Source organism: Sphingomonas sp. Leaf32, from assembly GCF_001421765.1.
Taxonomy (GTDB): Bacteria; Pseudomonadota; Alphaproteobacteria; order Sphingomonadales; family Sphingomonadaceae; genus Sphingomonas.
The window spans coordinates 61,038-80,946 of record NZ_LMLA01000004.1 but is presented as its reverse complement, the minus strand read 5'-3'; the positions used below and the strand labels follow the sequence as shown (position 1 = coordinate 80,946).

The window sequence follows — 19,909 nt, the reverse complement described above, 5'->3', positions numbered from 1 at the left end:
AGGCTTGATCGGCAGCGCGTGCGGCCGGGTCGACCCCGGAACAGGTCTGGGATGACGATGTGCGTGTGCATGTCGACCCGCCCTGACCTGTGATCCGCCTGCCTGGAAACGCCGCCCCAGCGAAGGCTGGGGCCTCGCGTGGCTCCTGCCTCTCGCTATCCCGCCGAGATCCCAGCCTGCGCTGGGATGACGCCTGATCCAAACGGGATGGACCTGCCTAGGGCGGGACGTTGTCCGCTCGAAGCCAGGCTGGGTAGGCTGGCGGGTCGTGGCGCGCGTACTTTCCCCAACGGCCTCCGCCGCCGCGCCGGGACCGGTGCACGGCGGCGAAGCGGGTCAGCGGCGGGACAGGGCCTTCATCGCGTCGAGCGCGATCTGGCGGCCGACCGCATAGGGGCCGGCATCGGGGGCGGTCGCGCGGACGAAGCCGCGTTCGCCCGCGACCCAGGGCATCGGGCGCGGGGCGGGACGGCCGGCACTGACACCGCGCGCCACCACCTGTCCGTTGCCTAAGTCGCGCGCGACGATCCGCCAGCGGCCGTCGTTCATCGCCACGACCTCCAGCGTCCATTCCGCCTTGCCGAGCAGCGCGCGGGTCTCGATCGCCTGCACATTGGTCGTGTCGGCCCCCAGCGCCCCGGTACGCAGGATCGCGGTGCGGTCGATCAGCCGGACGCCGGCTCCCGACAGCCCGTCGGCCAAGCCGCGTTCCATGTCGAAATCCGCGCCTTCGTTGGCCGCCGCCGCGCGCGCGCCGCTGTCATGGGCGCGGGTGGTGCTGCGCAGTTCGGCGTCGAGCCGACCCGGTTCGCGCTCGACCGACAACGTCGCCACATCCTCCCGCCCCGTCTCGACCTCGGCGGTCAGTTCGCGGTTCCACAGCAGCGCGACGCGCGGGCGGCCGGCACGGGCATAGGCGGCGGCGAAGCGGTCGATCGCGGCGCGGTCGGGATCGGCGGCCGGGGGCGGGGCGTCGAGCGTCGCGGGCTGGCCGGGGCGCATCCCCTGTCCGGGGGCGGCCATCGGCGGGCGCCCCTCGCGCCACTGGCCATGGGCCGGCGCGGCGGCGAGCAGCAGCGCGAGGAGGGGGAGCGCGCGCATCACTGGTCGCTGCGCAGTTCGATCAGATAATGGGCGACCGCATTCGTCGCGGTCGAGCGTTCTTGATAGGTCGCCATCGACAGCGGCGCGATATGCACCACTTTCCAGACCGAGGTCGGCTCGGTCGGGGCCTGCCCCGCATCGAGGAAGGACGAGCGCACCTCGACCACCAGCGGGTCCTTGGTACAGTTCACGAGGCGGGCCATCACCTCCAGCGTGTCGGTGGGCGTGCGACGGGCGAACAGCCCCTCGACCACGACCTTCTTCCACACGCGGTCGTTCATCTGTACCGCATCCAGCGAGACCGGGGTCATCGCGCGCGGCACATTGGCGACCAGCGCCGGGCCGACCGGCGCCTGCGCCCGCCGCGCCGCGCCGATGCGGCATTTGAGCGGACGGTTCTCGCGCGCGGCGACCGGTGCGTCGGGGACCAGCCCCGACAGCAGCACGGCAGCGGCGCCCAGCATCAGGGCGATCCTCACAACTGCTGCCCTTCCAGTGCGGCGCGGAACGCCTTGTTCTTCAGGATCACCGGCTTCTTGCGCGCCTGCGATGCGGCGACGCCGGCATCCTCACCCATCACGCCCTCGCCATAGACGGCCGGACGCGAGCGCAGCCATACGATGCCACAGCCCTTGGCATCGGCGCGCATCGTCATGCCCTTCAACTCGACCGGACCCTTTTCGCCGGCATAGGCGACGTTGTAGGTCCAGTCGGGCGACGCGGCCTTTGCTGTGCCGATCATGATCCGGTCGGGCAGCCCGTCCCAGGCGCGAATGTCGGCGTTGGTCTTCATCGCGCTGGAGAACAGCGACAGGGCAAGGCCGGCCATCGCCATATAGCCGCCGGCATCGCCGCCGCCGGTCAGCCCCTGCGTCATCAGCGCGGTGCCGACGCCGTCGGTCCCTTCCTTCCAGTTCGCCTTGCCGTTCATCAACCCGTCGATTGCGCGGCCGCCACGGGTCGTCGCCTGATAGGTGACGCTGCTCGCCTCGGTGAGCGGCAGTGTTGCGGGCGTGCCGGCGGGGCCGTAGGTGACGGTGGCCAGCGTCTCGGGATAGGCCTCGCCCGCCTGGAACAGCAGCTTCTGCGCCTGTGCCCCGTCGCGCGCCTTCACCGGACCGTTGCCCAGTTCGGCGATGAACAGGATGTTGTCGCCCTCGGCCGGGGCGGTCAGGCCCTTTTGCGCCTTGGCCGCGAGGTCGAAATATTCGCGCGCCTTGCCATCGTTGCGGCCTTCGCAGCGGCGGCTCCAGCCCTGGAGATAGTTCATCGCGGCGAAGTCGCTCTGGAACTCCTCGGCATCGGACAGCGTGTCCATCCGCTCGGCATTGTCGAACGAGATCCGCGCATTCTGGTAATCGCCATCGCGCAGGTACAGCAGGCCGCGATAATAATAGGCCATGGCGCGCTCGTACGGCTCGCCCTTGTAATCCTTGTTCGATTCATTGTGGAACACCGACCGCGCCGTCGCCGCCTGCGGGTTGTTGGCATAGATCGTCTCGATCCGGCCCAGCGCCTGGTCGAACGCCCAGGCCGCATCCTTGTAGAACCCGCCCTCGAACGCGGCGAGGCCGAGCCGCTGGAAGTTCAGCACCGCGTTGCGCTCTCCGCCGGTATAGAGGGTGCGATAGAGCGGGCGCAGCGGTTCGGGGCGCGCATCGACATAGGCGGCGATCTGGTCGGGATAGGGGCCTTCGCCATATTTGGCGCGCAGTTCGCGCAGGCGGCGCTCCTCCGCCTTGGCTGCGGCCTTGGCCGCGCGGGCGGCTTCCTTGGCGGCGGCAGGATCGGTGGGCGCGGCTGCGGGTGCCGCGGCATCCTGTATCGGTGTAGCGATGGACGGCGTGGCCAGCAGAGCGATCAGGCTGGCGGCGGTGATGAAACGACGCATGAGTATCCCCCCGGATATGGTTTCAGCGATAGACGACGTCGTCACCCGCGGCGCGCAGGATGACATAGGGCTGGCTGGTCCACGGCAGGTCGCCGGTTTCGAGGTCGACCAGTTCGAACACGACCTGCGTCCGGCGCTGGACGAGGCCGGATTTCATGTCGCGGGAGTCGAGCGAGCTCATCTTGCCGACCAGTTGATAATCGACGCCCGACACGCCCTGCGTCATGCCGCGCGTGCCGCTGTCGGCGACGCCGGTGCGCTTCAGCTCACGCTCGCGCATCACGATGTCCATCGATTCCCGGCTGACGAAGCGGATGCGCCCGGCGGCGGCGCGGCTGAGGCTGGCGCGCAGCGCGCCGGTCACCATGTCGCGGTCGATCCGCTGCGAGCTGTCGTTGTAGAATTTCTCGCTGTCGATGACGATGCGCGGCGGGGTGGGCGTGCCGGCGATGTCGGGGCGTGACAGCAGGTCGCGCACGATCTGGTCGGCGATCATGTCGATGTCGCGCGATTCCAGCCCGACGCCGAAGATCGCACCGCGTCCGGTCGGGTCCAGCTCGGTCGCCTGCGTGCCGCGCCGGTTGCGCTGGGCCGATGCGGTGTCGGCCGGCGCCATAGCGGCCAGCACGACCGCCGCGATCATCAACGAACTCCGCATCTTACTTCCCCCCAGAACGGGAGCACCATGTCGCGCCGGCGTGCGTGGCGACATACACCGAAGCGTGTACGCCAAATGGGGTAGGGGCGGGTCGGGCTACCCCCGGCCCATGCGGCCGAGCAGCGCGACCAGTTCCGACTGGCGCGACACCCCGGTCTTGCCGAAGATGTGGCGCAGATGGACGCGCAGCGTCGCCGGGCGACAGTCGCGCGCGGCGGCGGCGGATTCGAGTGAATGGCCCGCCATCAGCAGCGTTGCCAGCGTGGTTTCGGCGGGCGTCAGCTCGAACGCCTCCTGCCATAATTGCGGCGCGGGGGCGGGGCGGCGGTTGGGTGCGAGCAGCGTCGCCACCGCCACTCCTGCCGGCGCATGGAGCAGCCGCGTCGCCCAGGGGATCGGCCGGACGATCAGGATCAGCGTGTCACCCCCCCGGCGAAACCGCACCGCCGCCGCCGCCGGGGCGACGCGTGCCGTGGCGCGGCCCAGCGCGGCGTCGATCCGCGCCTGTTCGTCCGCCGCCCCGCTCCATGGTGCCGCGCCCACCAGCGTGTCGAACGCTGAGGTCGTGGACAGCGTCCGCCCGTCGCGGTCGATCAGTGCCATCGCATCGTCGCGATGGTCGACCTGCCCCTGCCAATAGGCGTCGCGCGCCTGCTCCGCCCCCTCACGCTCGCGCACGGCCTCCGCGATCGCGACGACATCCGCCCCTGCCATATCGGTTCCCCCGAACCCGTTGCCCCAACAGGGAAAGGCTTAGCGGGCGGCGGTGGCGGAGGGCGGTCGCATCGTGTCGCAATGCGTCGCATTGCGTGGTGCGGGGTGGCTCAAGCCGGTTCGATGCGATCCTGCGCCAGCGCGTCCAGCGCCTTGCCGATCGCGGCATCGCCCGGATAGCGCGCGCGGATGCGGCGCACGAACCCTGCCGATCCCCAGCGTTCGCCCCGTGCGCGGGCATAGGCGATCGCGGTCAGCAACGCTGCGCGATCGCCCGCGACACCGGCGATGAACGCCGACCAGCTATGGTCGGGCCGCCCGGCATTCTGTTCCAGCGACACCGCGCGGCTGAGGACCACGGCATAGGTCGCGGTATGATCGCCGTGCCGGTCGGCGGCGAGCGTGCGGGCAAGTGCGGCGCTGTAGGCCGCCAGTTCCGGTTCGTTGCGCAGTTGCGCGCGTTCCACGAGATGGCGGACATAGCCCGCGACATCCCCCTCGGCGAGCGCGATGACGCTCAGGCAGTCCTGCACGCTGGCGAGTTCGGGATGCTGCGTCGTCAGCATCCCGAACACCGCGTCCGCCTCGCTTATACGGCCCGCCGACCACAGGCCCCACGCATAGTCGGCGAGGATGTAGGGCGCTCCGGGGGCGAGCATCCGCGCGGCATCGAACTCGCGCATCGCCGCCGCATCCTCGCCATTGTCGGCCAGGATGTTGGCATACCAGAGATGCGCCAGCGGATCGTTCGGGGCATGGCCGATCGCGCGACGGAACAGCCGTCCGGCCTGTGCCGGATCGCGATCCCACCAATAGGCGGCGACTGCATCGACCCGGTCGGCGACGGCGGAGGCCGGGTCGATCGCCCGCGCCGCCGCCGTCGCCGACCGTGCGCGGGCAAAGGCCTGCGCATCGGCGGCCGATCCGAACTCGCGCGCCAGCAGCCATGCCTCGGCCAGCGCTTCGTGTACCGGGGCATTGTCGGGATGATCGCGGGCGAGGGTATCGAGCGTCGCGATGGCATGGCGCAGCCGGGGCGCGGCGCGCAGTGCGACATCGTCGCGCGCCGCGACGAACCGGGCATGAGCGGCGGCGTCGAGGGTCGCGGGCGTATCGGACCAGCGATCGGCGGCCAGCACACCCCCGGCAAGCAGCAGCGCGGCCACCCCCGCCATCCACGGCCAGCGGCGTCGGACGGGAATGGCGGGGACCGGCGGCGGGGCGGGTTCTTCGGGGAACACTTGGGGTGACGCGGGTTCCGGCGTATCGGGCAGCACACCCTGTCCCGACATCCAGGCGTCGAGCTCCGCCGCCAGCGCATAGACGCTGCGTGCCTTGCCACCGGGCAGGGCATGGACCGGCAGCCCCCGGTCGCGCGCCCAGCGGATCACGGTCGACCGATCGCGACCCAGATGGCCCGCGATCGATTTCCACCCCTCGATCCTGTCCGTCGGCCCCCCGGCCATGGCGATCCCCCGTCACGCCGCCCCCGCAGCGATTGGCCCGAGCGATACCGGGGGGCGGCCGGCCGGTCCATAGGGCGCGGACGCGGCCAAAGTTCACGAAGTTCACACTCGCCACGCAGTTTGCGCACGGTGCGACCCCCAATGGCTGTCCGGTGCGGGGCAGGCGAGCGCAAACGGGGGCGAAGCGATAGTGACGGGGCGGCGGCGTGTAGGAAAGCGGTTTGGTTTCAATTGTTCGTCCGAACGGGATGGCATATATTGCCATTCTGTTCCGGAGACGGCCGATGGTATCGATGAACATATCCCTGCCCGACCCGATGCGGGCCTTTGTGCAGCGCCGGATCGATGCGGGAGACTATGCCAGCGCGAGCGATTATGTGCGTGACCTGATCCGGCGCGATCAGGCGGAGGATATGGATGTCGCCGCGTGGTTGCAGGCGCTCGACCAATCGATCGAGCAGGGACTGGCCGATGCCGATGCCGGGCGGGTCCGCGATCTCGATGCCGTGTGCGACGACCTGATCGCGAAGCTGGAACAAGGGACTGGCAAGGAAGGCGAATGAAGGTCGTCCTGACGCCGCAGGCGCAGGCCGACCTCGGGCGCATCGCGCTATGGATCGGGAACGACAACCCGTCCCGTGCCAGCAGTTTCGTCGATGAACTGCGCCATGCCGCGAAGGCGCTTGCCGGCCTGCCGCGTGGTTATCCCCTTATTCCCCGGTACGAGCGGCAGGGCGTCCGTCGCCGTTCCTATCGGCGCTATGCCATCCTCTATGCCGTTCGCATGGACAAGGTAATCGTGCTGCGCTTTCTCGAACCCGGTCGTGACCTCGACCGCGCGTTGAGCTTGCGCTGACGCCCTCTACATGTCGACACGTCGAGCTGTCGCCTGTGCTGCCAGTCCACGTACATCGACCCGTGCCTTCAACCGTGCGCCGAGCAGCGCGGTGCCGCTGATCTTGCGCTGGACGAACAGCGTTTCGACGTGCGGCACGTGCCAGGTCGCGCGGTCGGCGGCGAGGGTGCGGGCTTCCTCGCGCACGACGGGCACGAAGGCGCGGTCGCCGAAGTCGAACGGGCCGGGGCGGGCCATTGCCTCGTCGATCGCGGCGATGATCCGGTCGACCGCCGCGCGATGCGCCTGCACCGCTGCTGCGCCGAGGAAGCCGGTTTCGACCGCCACGTCGCGGATGGTGTCACGGTCGTGGGCGAGGCCGGCGGCGATCAGGCGGCGATACGCATCGGCGGTGTCGGGGGGCACCGGGCGGGTCGCGCCGAAATCGAGCAGGACGATGCGGCCGCTGTCCGCCTGCCAGCGATAATTGGCGAAATTGGGGTCGGTCTGCATCTCGCCGAACTCGAACAACTCGCGTAGCACCAGGTCGATCATCGCGGTCATGGCGGTGTCGCGCGTCGCTTGGGCGGCGGTCGCGAGGTTCTCGATCGGGGTGCCGTCGAGATAATCCATGGCGAGGATGCGGGTGGTCGTCAGTGCCTCGACCGGCAGCGGCACGGCATAGCGCGGGTCGCCGTCGAGCCGCTGGGCATAGCGGCGCATCGCGTCCGCCTCGCGCGCGTAATCGGCTTCGTCGGCGAGCTGGCGCTTGGCCTCGGCCAACAGCGGTTTGAGGTCCAGTTCGCGCGGCAGCAGGTTCGACACGCGCAGCAGCGTGGCGACATTGTCGACATCGGCGTCGATGCTCTCGCGCACGCCGGGATATTGCACCTTGATCGCGAGGCGCCGGCCGTCCTTCAGCTCGGCACGATGCACCTGCCCGATCGAGGCGGCGGCGATCGGGTTCGCGTCGAACTTGGCAAGTTTCGTGCGCCAGTCCGGCCCCCATTCGGCGATCAGCAATTTGTTGAGCTGTGCCGGGGGCATGGTCTGCCCCTGATTGCGCAATTGGGCGAGGATGGTGGCCAGTTCGGGCGGCAGCAGGTCGCCGGCATCCATCGAGATCATCTGTCCGAGCTTCATCGCCGCCCCGCGCAGGTGCGACAGCCGGTCGGCCATGCGCTTGGCATTGGCGGGGGTCAGGATCAGGTCGCCCATGCGCGGGCGCTCCCCGCTGGCGATCCTGCGCGCGCCCTCGGCCAGCATTCCGCCCGCGATCCCGCCGGCGAGACGCCCGAAACCGGACAGGCGCGACAGGCGACCGCTGGGCACGGCGCGGCCGGGGCGAAGGGGTTCGTCAGTCATGTGAGGTGGAGCGATCCGGTGGGGGGAAGGGTTCCGGTGGGTGCCCGAAGGGGTGAGACAGGCGTACCCCTTCGGGGGCGGGGCCTGTGCGAAAACAGCTCGCGTAACCGAGAACGCACTGTACCCTCGCGCAGGCGGGGGTCCAGAGTCAGGCAGAACAAAGGCTTGCGTATCTGGCCCTGGATCCCCGCCTGCGCGGGGATACGGTGGAGTGGACTTTCGCAGAGGTTTCGCGGAGGCAGGGGTAGGGCGCGGAACGCTTTCCCCCGACCGAAGCCCCCTTATCGCGGCAGCGTGCACCCCGTCGGGCGCAGCACCGGGCTGCAGCGCTGCATCATCCCGCCGGGCAGCGTCACCGCAAAGGCGATGCCGGGCCGGGTCGGCGCGCCGGGATAATAGTCGGTGCTGACCGCCTGCGCCCCGCTGGCCGCCGCCGCGTCGGCGCGGGCATGGTCGTTCGCGCGCGCGTCGGTGGTCGGCAGGTCGCTGCGCGTCCGCACGATCAGGCCGCCCTGCACCCAGGCGCGGATCTTCGCCGCGTCGACCAGCGGGTCCTGCACGATCTGCACCACCCCTTCGGGCGTGGCGGAATCATACCATCCGAAGATCGGCCGGTCCTTCAGCGAAGGATGGCCGGCGCGGTAGCGTTCGCCGACCTCCGGACGCACGTCGAGCACGAAATACAGCCGCCCGCGCGTGGCATCGAGGCTCGGCCAGCCCCGGCGGCGGACCGCGTCGCGCAGGGTGGTGGCGGTGCCGCGCACCTCGTCCGGGGTGATGATCCGTCCGGGGGCCAGCGTCGCGCGGATTTCGTCGTCGAGCGCGTCGAGCAGCGGTGCGGTCAGCTCCAGCGGGGCGGTGATCCCCGGGCGTCCCGACGGGCGGTCGGCGGCGTTGATCGTAATCATGATCGGCACATGGCCGGGGTGCGCCCGCGACCAGCTGTCGATCTCGCGCAGGCAGCGGCGCAGCGTCACGCAGCCCGACAGATAATCGACATCGGGGATATGAAAGACCTTGAACCCCGGCGCCAGCATCGCCGCGCGGTCGAACCCGGTCGCCTCGCCCGCCGCCTTCGCCAGTCTTTCGCCCGCCGGATCGGCATAGCGCCCGCCCTGCGGATCGGCGAAGATGTCGAGTTCGAGCTGGCGCACCCCGCGATCGAGCTGCGCTGTCAGCGGCAGGTGATCGTAATTGAGCGCGTCGGCCTCCTGCGGGGCCTTTGCCCGGATCGCCGCCATCACCGCATCGGGAATGCGCGCCTTGAAGCTGTTGTGCGACCCGACGACCTGGACGTCGTTCATCCTGAGCGGCGGGCGCGGGGCCGCCGCCATGCACAGGGCGGCGGCCAGCAGGGCGAGGCCACGCATCAGAATGCCGCCCGCACGCCGAACAGGATCGTCCGCCCGTAATAGTTGATCTCGCCGAAGCGGGCCTGGCTGTCGTTATAGGTATATTGCCGCGCGCCGGCGAGGTTGATCCCTTCGAGGCTGAAGGTCACCCGGTCGGTCGCGCGGACCGAGAAATTGCCGTCGAGCGAGCCGAAGGCGTCGACATAGGTCGGGGCCTGTACCGTGCTGCCGGTGCTGGAGAGATACCGGTCGCGCCAGACATAGGACAGCCGCGCCGCGATCGGCCCCTTGTCGTAGAAGCCGACGAGGTTGAAGCTGTTCTTCGACAGGCCGATCAGCTGGTCGCGGATCGCGCGCGAGCCGGCGGTATAGTCGGCCTTGACCGAAGTATGGGTGTACGACCCCTGCATACCCAGCCCGTCGAGCGGCGCGGGCAGGAAGCTGAACACCTGGCTATAGGCGACTTCCGCGCCATACACCTTGGCATCGCCGCCGTTCACCTGCGTAGACAGGCGGACCAGACCGCGGCCGGGGATGGTGATCTCGGTATTCTGCTGGGTGATGTAGTCGTCCATCGCCTTGTAGAAGATCGCGCCCGACAACATGCCCGTGCGGGTGAAATACCATTCGAGCGACCCGTCGAACTGGGTGGCGAGGAACGGCACCAGCTGCGGGTTGCCGCCGCTGGCGGTCGGGGCGTCGGTCGACACGGTGATGCGCGGCGCGCTGTCGGTGACGTTGGGACGGGTCAGCACCCGGCTCGCCGCCAGACGCCCGACGATGCTGCCGGTCAGGTCGGCGCGCAGGTTGAAGCTGGGCAGCCAGTTGCGGAACGTCTTGGGAAAGCTCGCCGGGGTAGCGGTGTTGCCGCTGGTCAGCGTGCCGCTGGCGATCTGATCGGTATGGACGTAGCGCACGCCGACATTGCCGCTGACCGGCACCTTGCCGGCGTCGAAGCCGTAATCGGCGCGGACATAGGCGGCGGCGATCTTTTCGGCGGTCACGAACGACGAACGGCGGTCGCCCAGCGTCAGCGCGGCGTTCCGGACCGCCGGTGTGAAGAAGGCGTTCAGATAGGCGGCGCTGACCGGGACCAGCCAGTTGCGCGGGGCGTTGCCGCTGACCCCCTTCAGGAAATCGTCGAACGGCATGGCTTCGTACGCGCCGCTGCCAAGGGTGGTCAGCGGGGTATTGGCCGCCGGGGTGACGTTATAGTCGCGGCGGAAATAGTCGCGCTTGCGCCAGTGATATTCGCCGCCCGCCGACAGCTTGGTCACGAACCCGTCCATGTCATAGCCGGCATCGGCGCGGGCATAGACGTCGCGGTCCTTGCTGTCCTTGGGCGCGATGTTGAACGGAGAGATCGCATAGGATGCGGCGCTGGTCGGGTCGACCGTGGTGGTGAAGGTCGGCATCACCTTGTACCCGCCGCGCGCGTCATAGGTCAGCGGCGCGTTGAAGAAGGCGCGGCTGCGGACCGTGCCTTCGCGGTAATCGGGGTGGTAGCTGTGCGCCGACGACCAGTTGCCGCTGGCCGCCAGATGCCAGCGATCGCGGTTCCACGTCTGCTTCAGGCCGATGGTCAGCAGTTCGTGGCGGTTGAGGCTGATTTCGCGCGACGCCATGAAGCGCACGCGGTTGATCGTCGCGGCGACGATCGTGTCGCCCTCGATCACCGTGCTGCCCGGTACGACCGACGTGCCGGAATCGTCGGGATAGATGTCGAGGCCGAATTCGTCATAGGCGACGTCGAGGCGGGTCGCGATCACGTCCAGCGTCGTTTCCAGTTCCGGCGTCGGCCGCCACTGCGCCGACACGATGCCCGAGATGCGCTTGCGGTCTTCGGTCTCGACGGTGGGGCGGGTGCGCGTCGGCGAATAGAGGCCGGCGGGCAGGCCGCCCGCACTGGCCGCCGTATAGCGGTTGAGTAGCCACCCGAAGTTCATGAACCGGTCGTTGCGGACCGCCTTCCCCCAATATTGCGCGCCGGCCAGGATGCCGAAGCTGCCGTCGGCGGTGGTCGCGCTGGTCAGGACCGTGGCGTTCGGCTTCACCTTCTCGGTCTGCGTCGTATAGGTGCCGCGCAGGTTCAGCGTGGTCGTGTTGCCGATGTCGAGCGGGCGGAACGTCTTGACGTCGATATTGCCGCCCAGCGCCCCTTCGTTCATGTCGACGGTCGGCGTCTTCACCACGTCGATGCTGGAGGTGAATTCCGCCGGCAGCATCTCGAACCGGAACTGCCGCCCCTGCGCGCCGCCATTTTCGATCAGGTCGTTGAGCGCGACGGTGCGCCCGTTGAGCAGCGTATTCTGGAACTGCGGCCCCAGCCCCCGGACGCTGACATACAGCCCCTCGCCGCGCGGGCGGGTGATCGCGACGCCGGGGATCAGCTGCAGCGCCTCCGCCACGTTCTGCGTCGGGAACTTGCCGATATCGGTCGAACTGATCGAATCGACGCCGTGATCGGCGCGGCGCTTGGTCTCGATCGCGGCCGACAGGCTGCGGGCATAGGTGCCGTTGACGACGATTTCCTCGCCGTCCGCTTCGCCCGCGTTCGGCGCGCCGCCGCCGGTCTGGGCATGGGCCGTGGCGGGCAGGGCGATGACGAAGGCGAGCGCGGTCGTGGCGCGAAGCCGGCGCGAGAACAGCATGGAAATTCCCCCAAGAGCGTCGGCATAGGCTGCCGTCGACGTCGGCGCCTATGGCGGTTTCATTTCGCCGCGGTGACGGATCGGCGGCAGATTAAAGGCAATTGGTTTGTTTATTTGCCGGATCGCCCCGGTCGATCGACAGACGACGCCATCGCGCCGTCCGTGTGGTAGCCCAGGCAGGCCATTGGTCGGGAGCGGGCAACCGTCTGACCCAGGCACCGGAACTTGCGGATTGGCAGTGGCGATCATTGTCGGTTACCTTGGCGATCACGGAACGGACGACAGGAGCAGGTTGGTGGAAGCACCGGTGACCGTTACGGGCAGGATGCCGCCGGGTTGGATCGACAAGAGCATGGTCGTTCATGCCGCGCCGCTGGCCCCCGGACAGGCGATCGCGCCGACCATCGTGATCGCGCGCGACGCGCTGGGCCGGCAGGAGACCTTCCGCGAATATTGCAACCGCCAGATCGACGGGTTCCGCGCGACGCTGCCGCAGTTCGACCGGCGCGGGGAAGGGCCGGGGCGGGTCCATGATTTCGACGCGTTCCGCATCGATTTCAGCTGGATGTCGGGCGCGGGCCGGTTGCGGCAGGAGGTGTTCTTCATCGCCGCGCCGCACGGGGTCGTCGTCACCTATACCGCCACCGCCGCCGAGGGCGACTTCGCTGGGCAGGAGGCGGTGTTCCGGCAGGGGCTGGCCGATCTCGTGATCGTGCCGGTGCCGGGATAGCGGCAGGCACCGCGCCATGACGATGATGCCCGCGGCCCGGGTCGGCGACGACATCGCCCACAGCAATGCCGGGACCGGCATGTTGCTGGGCGTGCTGGCCGGGGCGGCGGTGGGCGCGGTGCTGGTCGCGGCGACGGTCGCGACCGGCGGCCTCGCGCTGGTCGCGGCGGCGGGCGCGGCGGCGGGGATGGTATCGGCCGGGGGCCTCGGCGGCATGTATATCGGCGAGGCGTCGATGGGGCCGGCGTGCGGCAAGTTCACTGCCGGATCGCCCGACGTCTTCATCAACGGCAAGGCCGCACTGTTCACCGCCGGATCGTTCGCATCGTGCGACAAGGACAGCGGCGCGATCCCGCTGGCGACCGGATCGTCGACCGTCTTCATCAACACGGGCCTTGCGGGGCGGGAGGGCGAAAAGGTCGGGTGCAGCGCGGTGTCGGTGCCCACGACATCGCCCAACGTCTTCATCGGCGGCGACAGCGCGCAGGACCCGCGGGTGGAAATCCATCCGGAGGTGCCGCAATGGGCGGTGACGGGGTTGCAGATCCTGGGCATCGCCGGGGCGATCGCCGCGCTGCCCTATGCGGTGGTCGCGGTCGGCGTCGCCGGCATCGGCGTCACGGCGGGGGCCGGCATCCTCGGCAGCATGATCGGCGCGAGCGGCGGACGGGCGCTGGGCGAGGCGCTTGGCCTGTCCGAGGCAGGTACCCGCGCGCTGGAAGTCGGTGGCGGCTTCCTTGGCGGGATGGGTGGTGGAGCGGGTGGCGCGAAGGCGATCGCCGGGCGGCGGGGCTGGCAATGGGGCACACCGCCGGCGACCCGCGCTGCCCTGAACAAGATGCCGCTGCCCTATCAGGCGCAATATGCGACGGCGAAGTCGAATAACTGGAAATGGCCCAACAAGGGCTGGCCGCCCAACAACGGTGCGGCAGGGCCGGAACGATTGACGACGCTGTCGGCCAAGACGAAGCTTGACCGCTATGGTGGTGAGGGCGGCGGGTATATGTCGCCTAGCGGTGAGAGCTTCCCAAGCCGCGCGATGCGCGGCGACCCACCGACCGATCCGCCCAATCTCTATACTGTCCGCAAGGATATGCCGGTGGCGGAGGCTGATATCGCGCCATGGTTCGACCAGCCCGGTGGCGGTAAGCAGTATCGTCTTGTCCATCCCGATGGCAGCGGAAACCAATTCAGCGTTCTTGACGCTATCGGGACCAAATATCTGAGACGAGGCCATTGATGATTATAGTTTCTCCGGATATTTCCGACTGGGACTGTCGCTTGTTGGCGCAGATGCAGGCGTTCTTCGATGCCAAGGGTGTTGATCGGTCAAGCTATATTGTAACTCCGGAAGATAATGTATCGTCGGCAACGTTCGAACTCTGCTATACCAGTAAAGCCTATGCCGGTGGTAACAGGCAGACACGGGTCCGCTTTCCACTAGGCCGATCGACAGTCGAACTGCGATGCGGATTGCCCAGGGCCTTGCAGTTTCTGGTCGCGATCGTGCTGGATCACGAGATGGTCGGGTATGCGACACGGCTGCGGCCGGACATGTCGACGGATGAAGCCATGATTACCCTAGACATGGCGCCCGATAGTCTGACGCTGCAGACGCCACCGTCCACCGCGACCGGCGAGCATGTCGGACGATGTGACGACCGCTGGTGCGCCTTCATCGTGGAAGATAGAGGTGCCGCGCTGCAAGTCGCGGATGCGGCGAACGTGGCGACGGTCCTGTTCTTTCTTCGCGGGTTCAGGCAGCTTGAGCGCACTGATCTGATCGAGGAAATGGCCGAGTATTTTCCGGACTGAACAACGGCCCATGATGCATTTCGATGGCGCGATCACGGCGCAGTCCGGCATTGCCGAGGAATATGCCGACGCGCTGATTGCAATCCGTGCGTTGTGTGCCGCCCTTGGCGATCGGGAAGGATCATGACTGAATTCTATCGTACGACCCTGTCGGACCGGGGCATGTCGGCGCGCTATCAGGATCTTGTCGGCAACAAGGGGAGCGGCACTCCCTATGACGATCTGGTCCCGGTACCGGACGCGCGGATCGCTGCGTTACGGCAGGAATATCCCGGCCTGCCTGCCGATTTTGCGGATTTTCTGACGGAGATCGGTGCCGGAAGCCTCGCCGGCGATCGCTATCAGCTGTACGATGGTCTGGTCGGCCCCGATGACATCTATGGCGTGGTCGAGGACGGGTTCGACACGCTGGCATTGTTCGGCGACGACCTGCAGGGATTGGGCGACGGGTTCGACACGCAGGATTGGCGGGTGGTCGAGGTGGATCCGACCAATGCGACGTTCCATACGGTCGGGGCATCGTTCGAGGATTTCATCCGTGCGAAGATCGCCGAACTGGCGTGATCCTGTATGGTGAAGAAAGCTCCCGGCACCGTGGCCTCGATCCGATGATCGCTGGCGGCGATATGCAGCGTGGAACGTCATGACCGAGGCAATGTGGGAAGCCTATATCGGCGAGGATCTGCCCGCGCCGGGTGATACCGACCGTGCGCGGATCGAGCGGGCGGTCGGTGCGCGCCTGCCCGACGATTACTGGGCGCTGGTCGTGGCGCATCAGGGCCAGACGCTGGGGAGCGATCCGATCGCCGTGCCGGAGCAGGGCGAGGTCGATTTCGGCGTGCTGTTGCTGGCGCTGTCACCCGCGACCGCGGGCGACGATGCGTCCTATTGCGTCGAGCGATGCCTTGAGAACCTGCAGGACTATTATCCCGCAGGACTGTTGCCCTTTGCCGACGATACCGGCGGCAATTACTGGGCGTTCGATTTTCGCCGGGACAGCAACCAACCGGAGGTGGTGTTCATCGACCATGAGATCGAAGGCGGGGAAGGGGTGACCCCGGTTGCGTCCGATTTTGCCGGTTTCCAGGCAAAATGGGCCGGGATGACGGCATGATCGATCACCTGTCCGCGTTACCGGCACGCTCGCAGGAATGGTTGGCGGTGTTGAAGATCACCGACCCCGTGCTTCATGCCGAACTGGCCGAGACGATCGTGATCGCGCCTGCCGCTACCCCGGTCGCGACCGGGCTGCCCGCCGGGGTCGATACGGCGCTGGCGGTGGTCGACCTGACGGACAAGGAGATCGGCGCGTTCCGCTTCGCGCCGGCTGCCGGGCGTGATGCAAGGGAGCGGATCACGGCCCATGACGCCCGAATTCGCGAAGATTTCGACACCGGCGAAGATATCGTGTTCGTCGGCGATCACGATGCGGGGCATGTGTTCGTGTCGCTTCAGGGGGTCGGGCTGCTCGACATCGTCGCACAGCCGCCGCGCATCCGCGCCTTGGCTCACGATTTCACGGGCTTCCTGATCGCGCAGGCCAATGCCTGTGACGCGTACAAGCGCTGCCTGGTGCAGGCCACCGACCTTGCCGGCTATCATGCCGCCGCGGAGGCATGTGCCGCGCTGCCGGCGATGGCGGGGGTGGAGGTGGCGACGATTTTCGACGCGCAGCGTCGCGGGTGATATGCGGATCACAGTCGAGTAGACGATATGCTTCGTACATGATGGAATCGGTCTGGCAGGAATATGCCGATGCTCTTTCGGCGATCACGGCGTTGGAAACGGTATTGGCCAGGCGGACAGCTACCAACGATACGCCCGATGGGCGGTTGTTGCTGACGCTGGCGTGGTTGCGGCAGGAGATCGCGGCGCAACGCCTGCCGATTCCGGTGGATCGCAGTTATGTGAGCACCGTCCATTACCTGGTCGGATCCGGCGAGGTGGACCATATTCCGGGGGTCAAGCAGCCTTTGGGCGAGTTATATATCGTTCTCAAAGGTTTCGGACTGGTCAAGGAACGGCATCGCGCAGGGCTGATCGCTCTTATCGACGGACTGCTGGCCGACACCGCCCGGTGCGACGCGATAACTTCGCCTGAGATGGCGGCGTTGGCCGAGTTTCGCGAAATTGCGGGGATACTACGCGCCGGAAACTGGCCGGCGTGGCGTGGCCCGGCCGACTATCCCTTTTCCGGTATCGACAGCGACGGGTTGGAAGCGTGCATCCCCGACTTCTTCGAACGCTATTCCGAGATCGAGGACGCTGTGTTCGAAAGGATATGTCCGTCACCGCTGCGCAAGCCGCCGTTACCCGCACCTGTGCCGGGATTGCCTCCGGTCGCACCGTCGTTGCCCGACGCACTTGCGGGCGATCTGCCATAAGGGGAACAGGATCGGTATGAGGAGGCGGTACCGATCCGCGACTGACAGGTGGTTCGGGTAATCCTGTACCCGCAATGCCGACTGGATGTTCACGCTGTTCCGGCAGGACGGGCGTGATCTGATGACCGTGGTGGCAGGCGGGGTGGGGATGTACGAGATTACCATCCGCCTGTCGGCGCAGGAGGTGGCGGCGTTGTGCGCCGACGAGACCCGCGCGATCGCCTTGGCCCGCGACGTGGTGACACGAACGGCGGCCTATGCCGATCGTCGCGTGTCGCCTGCGATTGATCCTCGGAACGACGCCGACACCGTCACGCCATAGGTGCGCGAGGCGCCGGGCTGGCCGACGATCAGGCGGGTATCGCCCGACCGCGTGGCGAGCAGTTCATGGTAATTCCGGTCGAAGGCGTCGCGCAGCTACAGGAACGCATTCCACCCCTTGTCCGTGCGGCAGCCGAGGCGTTTGCCTCGCCGCGCCGCGCGGACGGCGGCCCGATCAGAAGTTGAACTGGATCGTGCCGCCAAAGGTGCGCGGGTCGCCGGCATAGGCCGCGATCAGGCCGGTATTGCCGCCGGTACCCGCCAGATACAGGTCGATATAGTCCTTTTCGAAGGCGTTGCGCACCCACAGGAACGCGTTGAACTTGTCGGTGCGGAAGCCGCCGCGGAAATTGTGCAGCGAATAGCCGTCGACCCAGGTGTAGATCGAGGGCGACGGGTTCGACGACCAGCGCGACCGGTAGCTGGCGTCATAGCCCAGGTAGAAATTGCCGCCCTGTTCGAACAGCGATCCCGGTTGCACATATTCGGCACCCCACGACGCGGCCCATTTCGACACGCCGGGCAGGACCGATCCGGACACGTCGACGAACGGCGGGCTGACCGCGCCCGGCGTTGCGGGCGCCCCGATCGCGCCGGTATAGGAGCAGCGGCCCGTCACGACGATGCCGGTGCTGCTGCCGCCGGCCAGTTCGGGCGGGGGCGGGGCGTCGCAGAATTTGGTGAAGCGCGCATCGGTGAACGCCCCGTTGACATAGGCGCTGAACCGGTCGGTCGGACGCAGCGACAGGTCGGCTTCGAACCCGCGGCTGCGGACCCGGTCGGCATTGGCCAGATAGCCGCGCACGGTGCCGAGCTGGCCGTTGCTGACGCTGGCCTGGAAATCCTTGATCCCGGTCCAGAAGCCGGTGAGGTTGAACGTCACGCGGCGATCCCAGAACTGGGTCTTCACCCCCGCTTCGAAATGATCGACCTTTTCCGGCTTGATCGTGAAGGTCGACGGGATCGCGGCCCCGGTCGAATCCGCCGGCACGCCGTTCAGGTTGATGCCTGCCGTCTTGAACGACCGTGCATAGGTCGCATAGACGTTGATGTCGTCGGCGACCTCGTAGCGCAGGTTCAGGTCGTACGACACGTTCCATGCGCTGAGCTTGGGCGCGTAGAATTGCGACGCCTGGATGCCGCGCTGCGCCGCGGTCCACGGATCGTTGTAGGACGGCGAGCCGGGAACCGCCGAGACCACCTGGCGGGTGCCGTTGGAGGCGGTGCCGGTCACCACGGAATCGTACAGGCCGTCCTTCTTGTCGTAATTGATGCGGATGCCGGGCGAGACGACGAAGCGGTCGGTCGCCTCCCAGTTGAGCTTCGCATAGGCGGCGACGCTGGTGTTATCGAGCCGGATGTCGTTGATCGCGACGACGTTGTTCAGGACGTTGGGATTGTCCGACAACGCACTGCTCGGGGCGAGCAGCCATTTGCTGGCGGCCAGGCCCGTCTGCTGGATGCCGCTGGTGCGGATCTTCTGGTGGAAACCGAACAGGCCGACGACGAAGTCATACCCCTCGCCCTTGTGGTTGAAGCGGAACTCCTGCGTGTACTGGTTCTGCTTCGTCGGATTGTTGACCTTGGTATAGATCGGAAAGGCGGTGTAGTCGCGGTCGTTGGCCGGGCTCCAGTCCCAGTAGCGCCACGCGGTGATCGAGGTCAGCGTGTTGCTGGCGTCGATGTCCCAGATCGCGCGCGCCGACAGGCCGCCATGTTCGTTGACCGCGACGCGTTATTATGTCTGGCGCCACCTGCAGCGGGTTCGGCATCATGTGAGCTTCGAGGTCGACGATGCCGACCTTGCCCATATCGAACCCTGGGCGCAGGCGGCGAATGCGCTGTTGTTCCTGCCCGACGGATCGATCCGCGCGCCCGACGGGGCGGTGGTGATCGATGCGGCGGGGGAAGGTGATCCGCAGGCGGCGCTGCCCCACCCGGCCGATGCGGTCGCGCGCCGCGCCCGGACCCGCACGCTGCTCGCCGATGCACCGCTGCAACCGCCCGCCGGCATGGCCCCGGCGCTGGGCGAGGGCGAGCTGGTGTTGCGTGGCGCCGGCGAGGTGCTGGCACCCGCGCTGGGGCTGCTCTACGTCGCCGCGCGCGCCCATGCCCGTGCTACCGGACTGCCGGCGATCCCGGCAGGGCAGGAGGCGCACAACCCGATCGGCGCCGCCGCGCTCACGTCGCAGAAACAGGCGTTCGTGACGGACGAGGGCACGGATACCGATGCGGCGGCGGCGCTAACGTGGCGCTACGAGGCGGCGAACACCCTGCTCTGGGCGCTGGGCGTTACGGGCGCGTCGATCGACGACAGCGCCGCAATGGCCGATGTCGACCGGCTCTGGGCATCGGTCGCGCCGCTGGCACGGCGACCGGACGGGCAGGCGATCCGGCTACGCCCGGCGGGCGAATCCTCGATGCGCTGGACCGTGCGTGGCTCGAACACTGGATCGTCCGGCAGGCGCGCCAGAAAGAGGTGGCGCCCTGAACGGCGACGTGGTGATGGAGCGGCACCTCGCGCTCAACTGGCTGACCAATTTCCAGAACGATGCCGGTATCGCGTGGGACGATACCGATACGCCGACGTGACGGGGGAAGCATCGTGACGTGGAGCGGGTCG

21 protein-coding genes are annotated in these 19,909 nt (G+C 67.8%); 11 read left to right on the top strand and 10 right to left on the bottom strand.

What is annotated here, in order from left to right:
* Positions 1 to 336: 336 nt before the first annotated feature.
* The 6 genes from ASE83_RS07030 to ASE83_RS07005 all read right to left on the bottom strand — a co-directional run bounded on the left by ASE83_RS07030 (position 337) and on the right by ASE83_RS07005 (position 5,833).
* Positions 337 to 1,101, bottom strand: a complete 765-nt coding sequence (locus tag ASE83_RS07030) for a hypothetical protein (RefSeq protein WP_055785841.1) — start codon at positions 1,099 to 1,101, stop codon at positions 337 to 339.
* Positions 1,101 to 1,583 (bottom strand): hypothetical protein, encoded by a 483-nt coding sequence (locus ASE83_RS07025; RefSeq protein ID WP_235513136.1) that lies wholly within the window; start codon positions 1,581 to 1,583, stop codon positions 1,101 to 1,103. Before ASE83_RS07025 ends, ASE83_RS07030 begins: the two co-directional genes overlap by 1 nt.
* The gene (locus tag ASE83_RS07020; protein ID WP_055785836.1) at positions 1,580 to 2,995 is read right to left on the bottom strand and encodes a hypothetical protein; all 1,416 of its coding nucleotides are present in this window, start codon (positions 2,993 to 2,995) and stop codon (positions 1,580 to 1,582) included. The genes ASE83_RS07025 and ASE83_RS07020 overlap by 4 nt, the downstream gene beginning before the upstream one ends.
* 22 nt (positions 2,996 to 3,017) lie before the next feature.
* On the bottom strand, positions 3,018 to 3,653 hold the full coding sequence (locus tag ASE83_RS07015) for a hypothetical protein (RefSeq protein ID WP_055785833.1): 636 nt from the start codon (positions 3,651 to 3,653) through the stop codon (positions 3,018 to 3,020).
* A 96-nt stretch (positions 3,654 to 3,749) separates the two neighbouring features.
* Positions 3,750 to 4,367 carry a helix-turn-helix transcriptional regulator gene (locus tag ASE83_RS07010; RefSeq protein ID WP_055785830.1) on the bottom strand — a complete coding sequence of 206 codons (618 nt, stop codon included), beginning with the start codon at positions 4,365 to 4,367 and terminating at the stop codon, positions 3,750 to 3,752.
* Between the two features lie 110 nt (positions 4,368 to 4,477).
* Complete coding sequence (locus ASE83_RS07005; RefSeq protein ID WP_055785827.1) at positions 4,478 to 5,833, bottom strand: tetratricopeptide repeat protein; 1,356 nt, start codon at positions 5,831 to 5,833, stop codon at positions 4,478 to 4,480.
* Positions 5,834 to 6,126: 293 nt separating this feature from the next.
* On the opposite strand from ASE83_RS07005, the gene ASE83_RS07000 reads away from it, so the two are divergent.
* Both ASE83_RS07000 and ASE83_RS06995 read left to right on the top strand, forming a co-directional pair.
* Positions 6,127 to 6,396 (top strand): type II toxin-antitoxin system ParD family antitoxin, encoded by a 270-nt coding sequence (locus ASE83_RS07000; protein WP_082443184.1) that lies wholly within the window; start codon positions 6,127 to 6,129, stop codon positions 6,394 to 6,396.
* Positions 6,393 to 6,689 (top strand): type II toxin-antitoxin system RelE/ParE family toxin, encoded by a 297-nt coding sequence (locus ASE83_RS06995; RefSeq protein WP_055785823.1) that lies wholly within the window; start codon positions 6,393 to 6,395, stop codon positions 6,687 to 6,689. Before ASE83_RS07000 ends, ASE83_RS06995 begins: the two co-directional genes overlap by 4 nt.
* 6 nt (positions 6,690 to 6,695) lie before the next feature.
* On the opposite strand, the gene ASE83_RS06990 is transcribed toward ASE83_RS06995, so the two are convergent.
* From ASE83_RS06990 to ASE83_RS06980, 3 genes are all read right to left on the bottom strand, one after another.
* Entirely contained in the window at positions 6,696 to 8,033 is a 1,338-nt protein-coding gene (locus ASE83_RS06990) for an ABC1 kinase family protein (RefSeq protein WP_055785820.1), read from the bottom strand.
* Positions 8,034 to 8,314: 281 nt separating this feature from the next.
* Entirely contained in the window at positions 8,315 to 9,403 is a 1,089-nt protein-coding gene (locus ASE83_RS06985) for a Ca2+-dependent phosphoinositide-specific phospholipase C (RefSeq protein ID WP_055785818.1), read from the bottom strand.
* Positions 9,403 to 12,036, bottom strand: coding sequence for a TonB-dependent receptor (locus ASE83_RS06980; protein ID WP_055785816.1), 2,634 nt, complete (start codon positions 12,034 to 12,036; stop codon positions 9,403 to 9,405). The genes ASE83_RS06985 and ASE83_RS06980 overlap by 1 nt, the downstream gene beginning before the upstream one ends.
* A 295-nt stretch (positions 12,037 to 12,331) precedes the next feature.
* Between ASE83_RS06980 and ASE83_RS06975 the strand changes: the two genes are divergently transcribed.
* The 8 genes from ASE83_RS06975 (at position 12,332) to ASE83_RS06940 (ending at position 17,287) form a co-directional block, all read left to right on the top strand.
* A complete protein-coding gene (locus tag ASE83_RS06975; protein WP_156352843.1) occupies positions 12,332 to 12,766 on the top strand; it encodes a DcrB-related protein in 435 nt (144 codons plus the stop codon).
* Between the two features lie 16 nt (positions 12,767 to 12,782).
* Positions 12,783 to 14,006 (top strand): glycohydrolase toxin TNT-related protein, encoded by a 1,224-nt coding sequence (locus ASE83_RS06970; RefSeq protein ID WP_055785812.1) that lies wholly within the window; start codon positions 12,783 to 12,785, stop codon positions 14,004 to 14,006.
* Positions 14,006 to 14,581 (top strand): hypothetical protein, encoded by a 576-nt coding sequence (locus ASE83_RS18445; protein WP_156352840.1) that lies wholly within the window; start codon positions 14,006 to 14,008, stop codon positions 14,579 to 14,581. The genes ASE83_RS06970 and ASE83_RS18445 overlap by 1 nt, the downstream gene beginning before the upstream one ends.
* Before the next feature lie 123 nt (positions 14,582 to 14,704).
* Positions 14,705 to 15,145 (top strand): SMI1/KNR4 family protein, encoded by a 441-nt coding sequence (locus tag ASE83_RS06960; protein ID WP_055785807.1) that lies wholly within the window; start codon positions 14,705 to 14,707, stop codon positions 15,143 to 15,145.
* Positions 15,146 to 15,224: 79 nt separating this feature from the next.
* On the top strand, positions 15,225 to 15,695 hold the full coding sequence (locus ASE83_RS06955; RefSeq protein WP_055785805.1) for an SMI1/KNR4 family protein: 471 nt from the start codon (positions 15,225 to 15,227) through the stop codon (positions 15,693 to 15,695).
* Positions 15,692 to 16,267, top strand: a complete 576-nt coding sequence (locus ASE83_RS06950) for a hypothetical protein (RefSeq protein ID WP_156352836.1) — start codon at positions 15,692 to 15,694, stop codon at positions 16,265 to 16,267. Before ASE83_RS06955 ends, ASE83_RS06950 begins: the two co-directional genes overlap by 4 nt.
* A gap of 41 nt (positions 16,268 to 16,308) precedes the next feature.
* Complete coding sequence (locus ASE83_RS06945) at positions 16,309 to 16,965, top strand: hypothetical protein (RefSeq protein WP_156352833.1); 657 nt, start codon at positions 16,309 to 16,311, stop codon at positions 16,963 to 16,965.
* Positions 16,966 to 17,050: 85 nt separating this feature from the next.
* Positions 17,051 to 17,287 carry a hypothetical protein gene (locus ASE83_RS06940; RefSeq protein ID WP_055785795.1) on the top strand — a complete coding sequence of 79 codons (237 nt, stop codon included), beginning with the start codon at positions 17,051 to 17,053 and terminating at the stop codon, positions 17,285 to 17,287.
* A 174-nt stretch (positions 17,288 to 17,461) separates the two neighbouring features.
* Here ASE83_RS06940 and ASE83_RS06935 read toward each other — a convergent pair whose 3' ends face one another.
* Complete coding sequence (locus tag ASE83_RS06935) at positions 17,462 to 18,943, bottom strand: TonB-dependent receptor (RefSeq protein ID WP_235513143.1); 1,482 nt, start codon at positions 18,941 to 18,943, stop codon at positions 17,462 to 17,464.
* Between ASE83_RS06935 and ASE83_RS06930 the strand changes: the two genes are divergently transcribed.
* The gene (locus ASE83_RS06930; protein ID WP_055785790.1) at positions 18,939 to 19,895 is read left to right on the top strand and encodes a DUF4272 domain-containing protein; all 957 of its coding nucleotides are present in this window, start codon (positions 18,939 to 18,941) and stop codon (positions 19,893 to 19,895) included. The genes ASE83_RS06935 and ASE83_RS06930 overlap by 5 nt on opposite strands.
* The last annotated feature ends 14 nt before the right edge of the window (positions 19,896 to 19,909 follow it).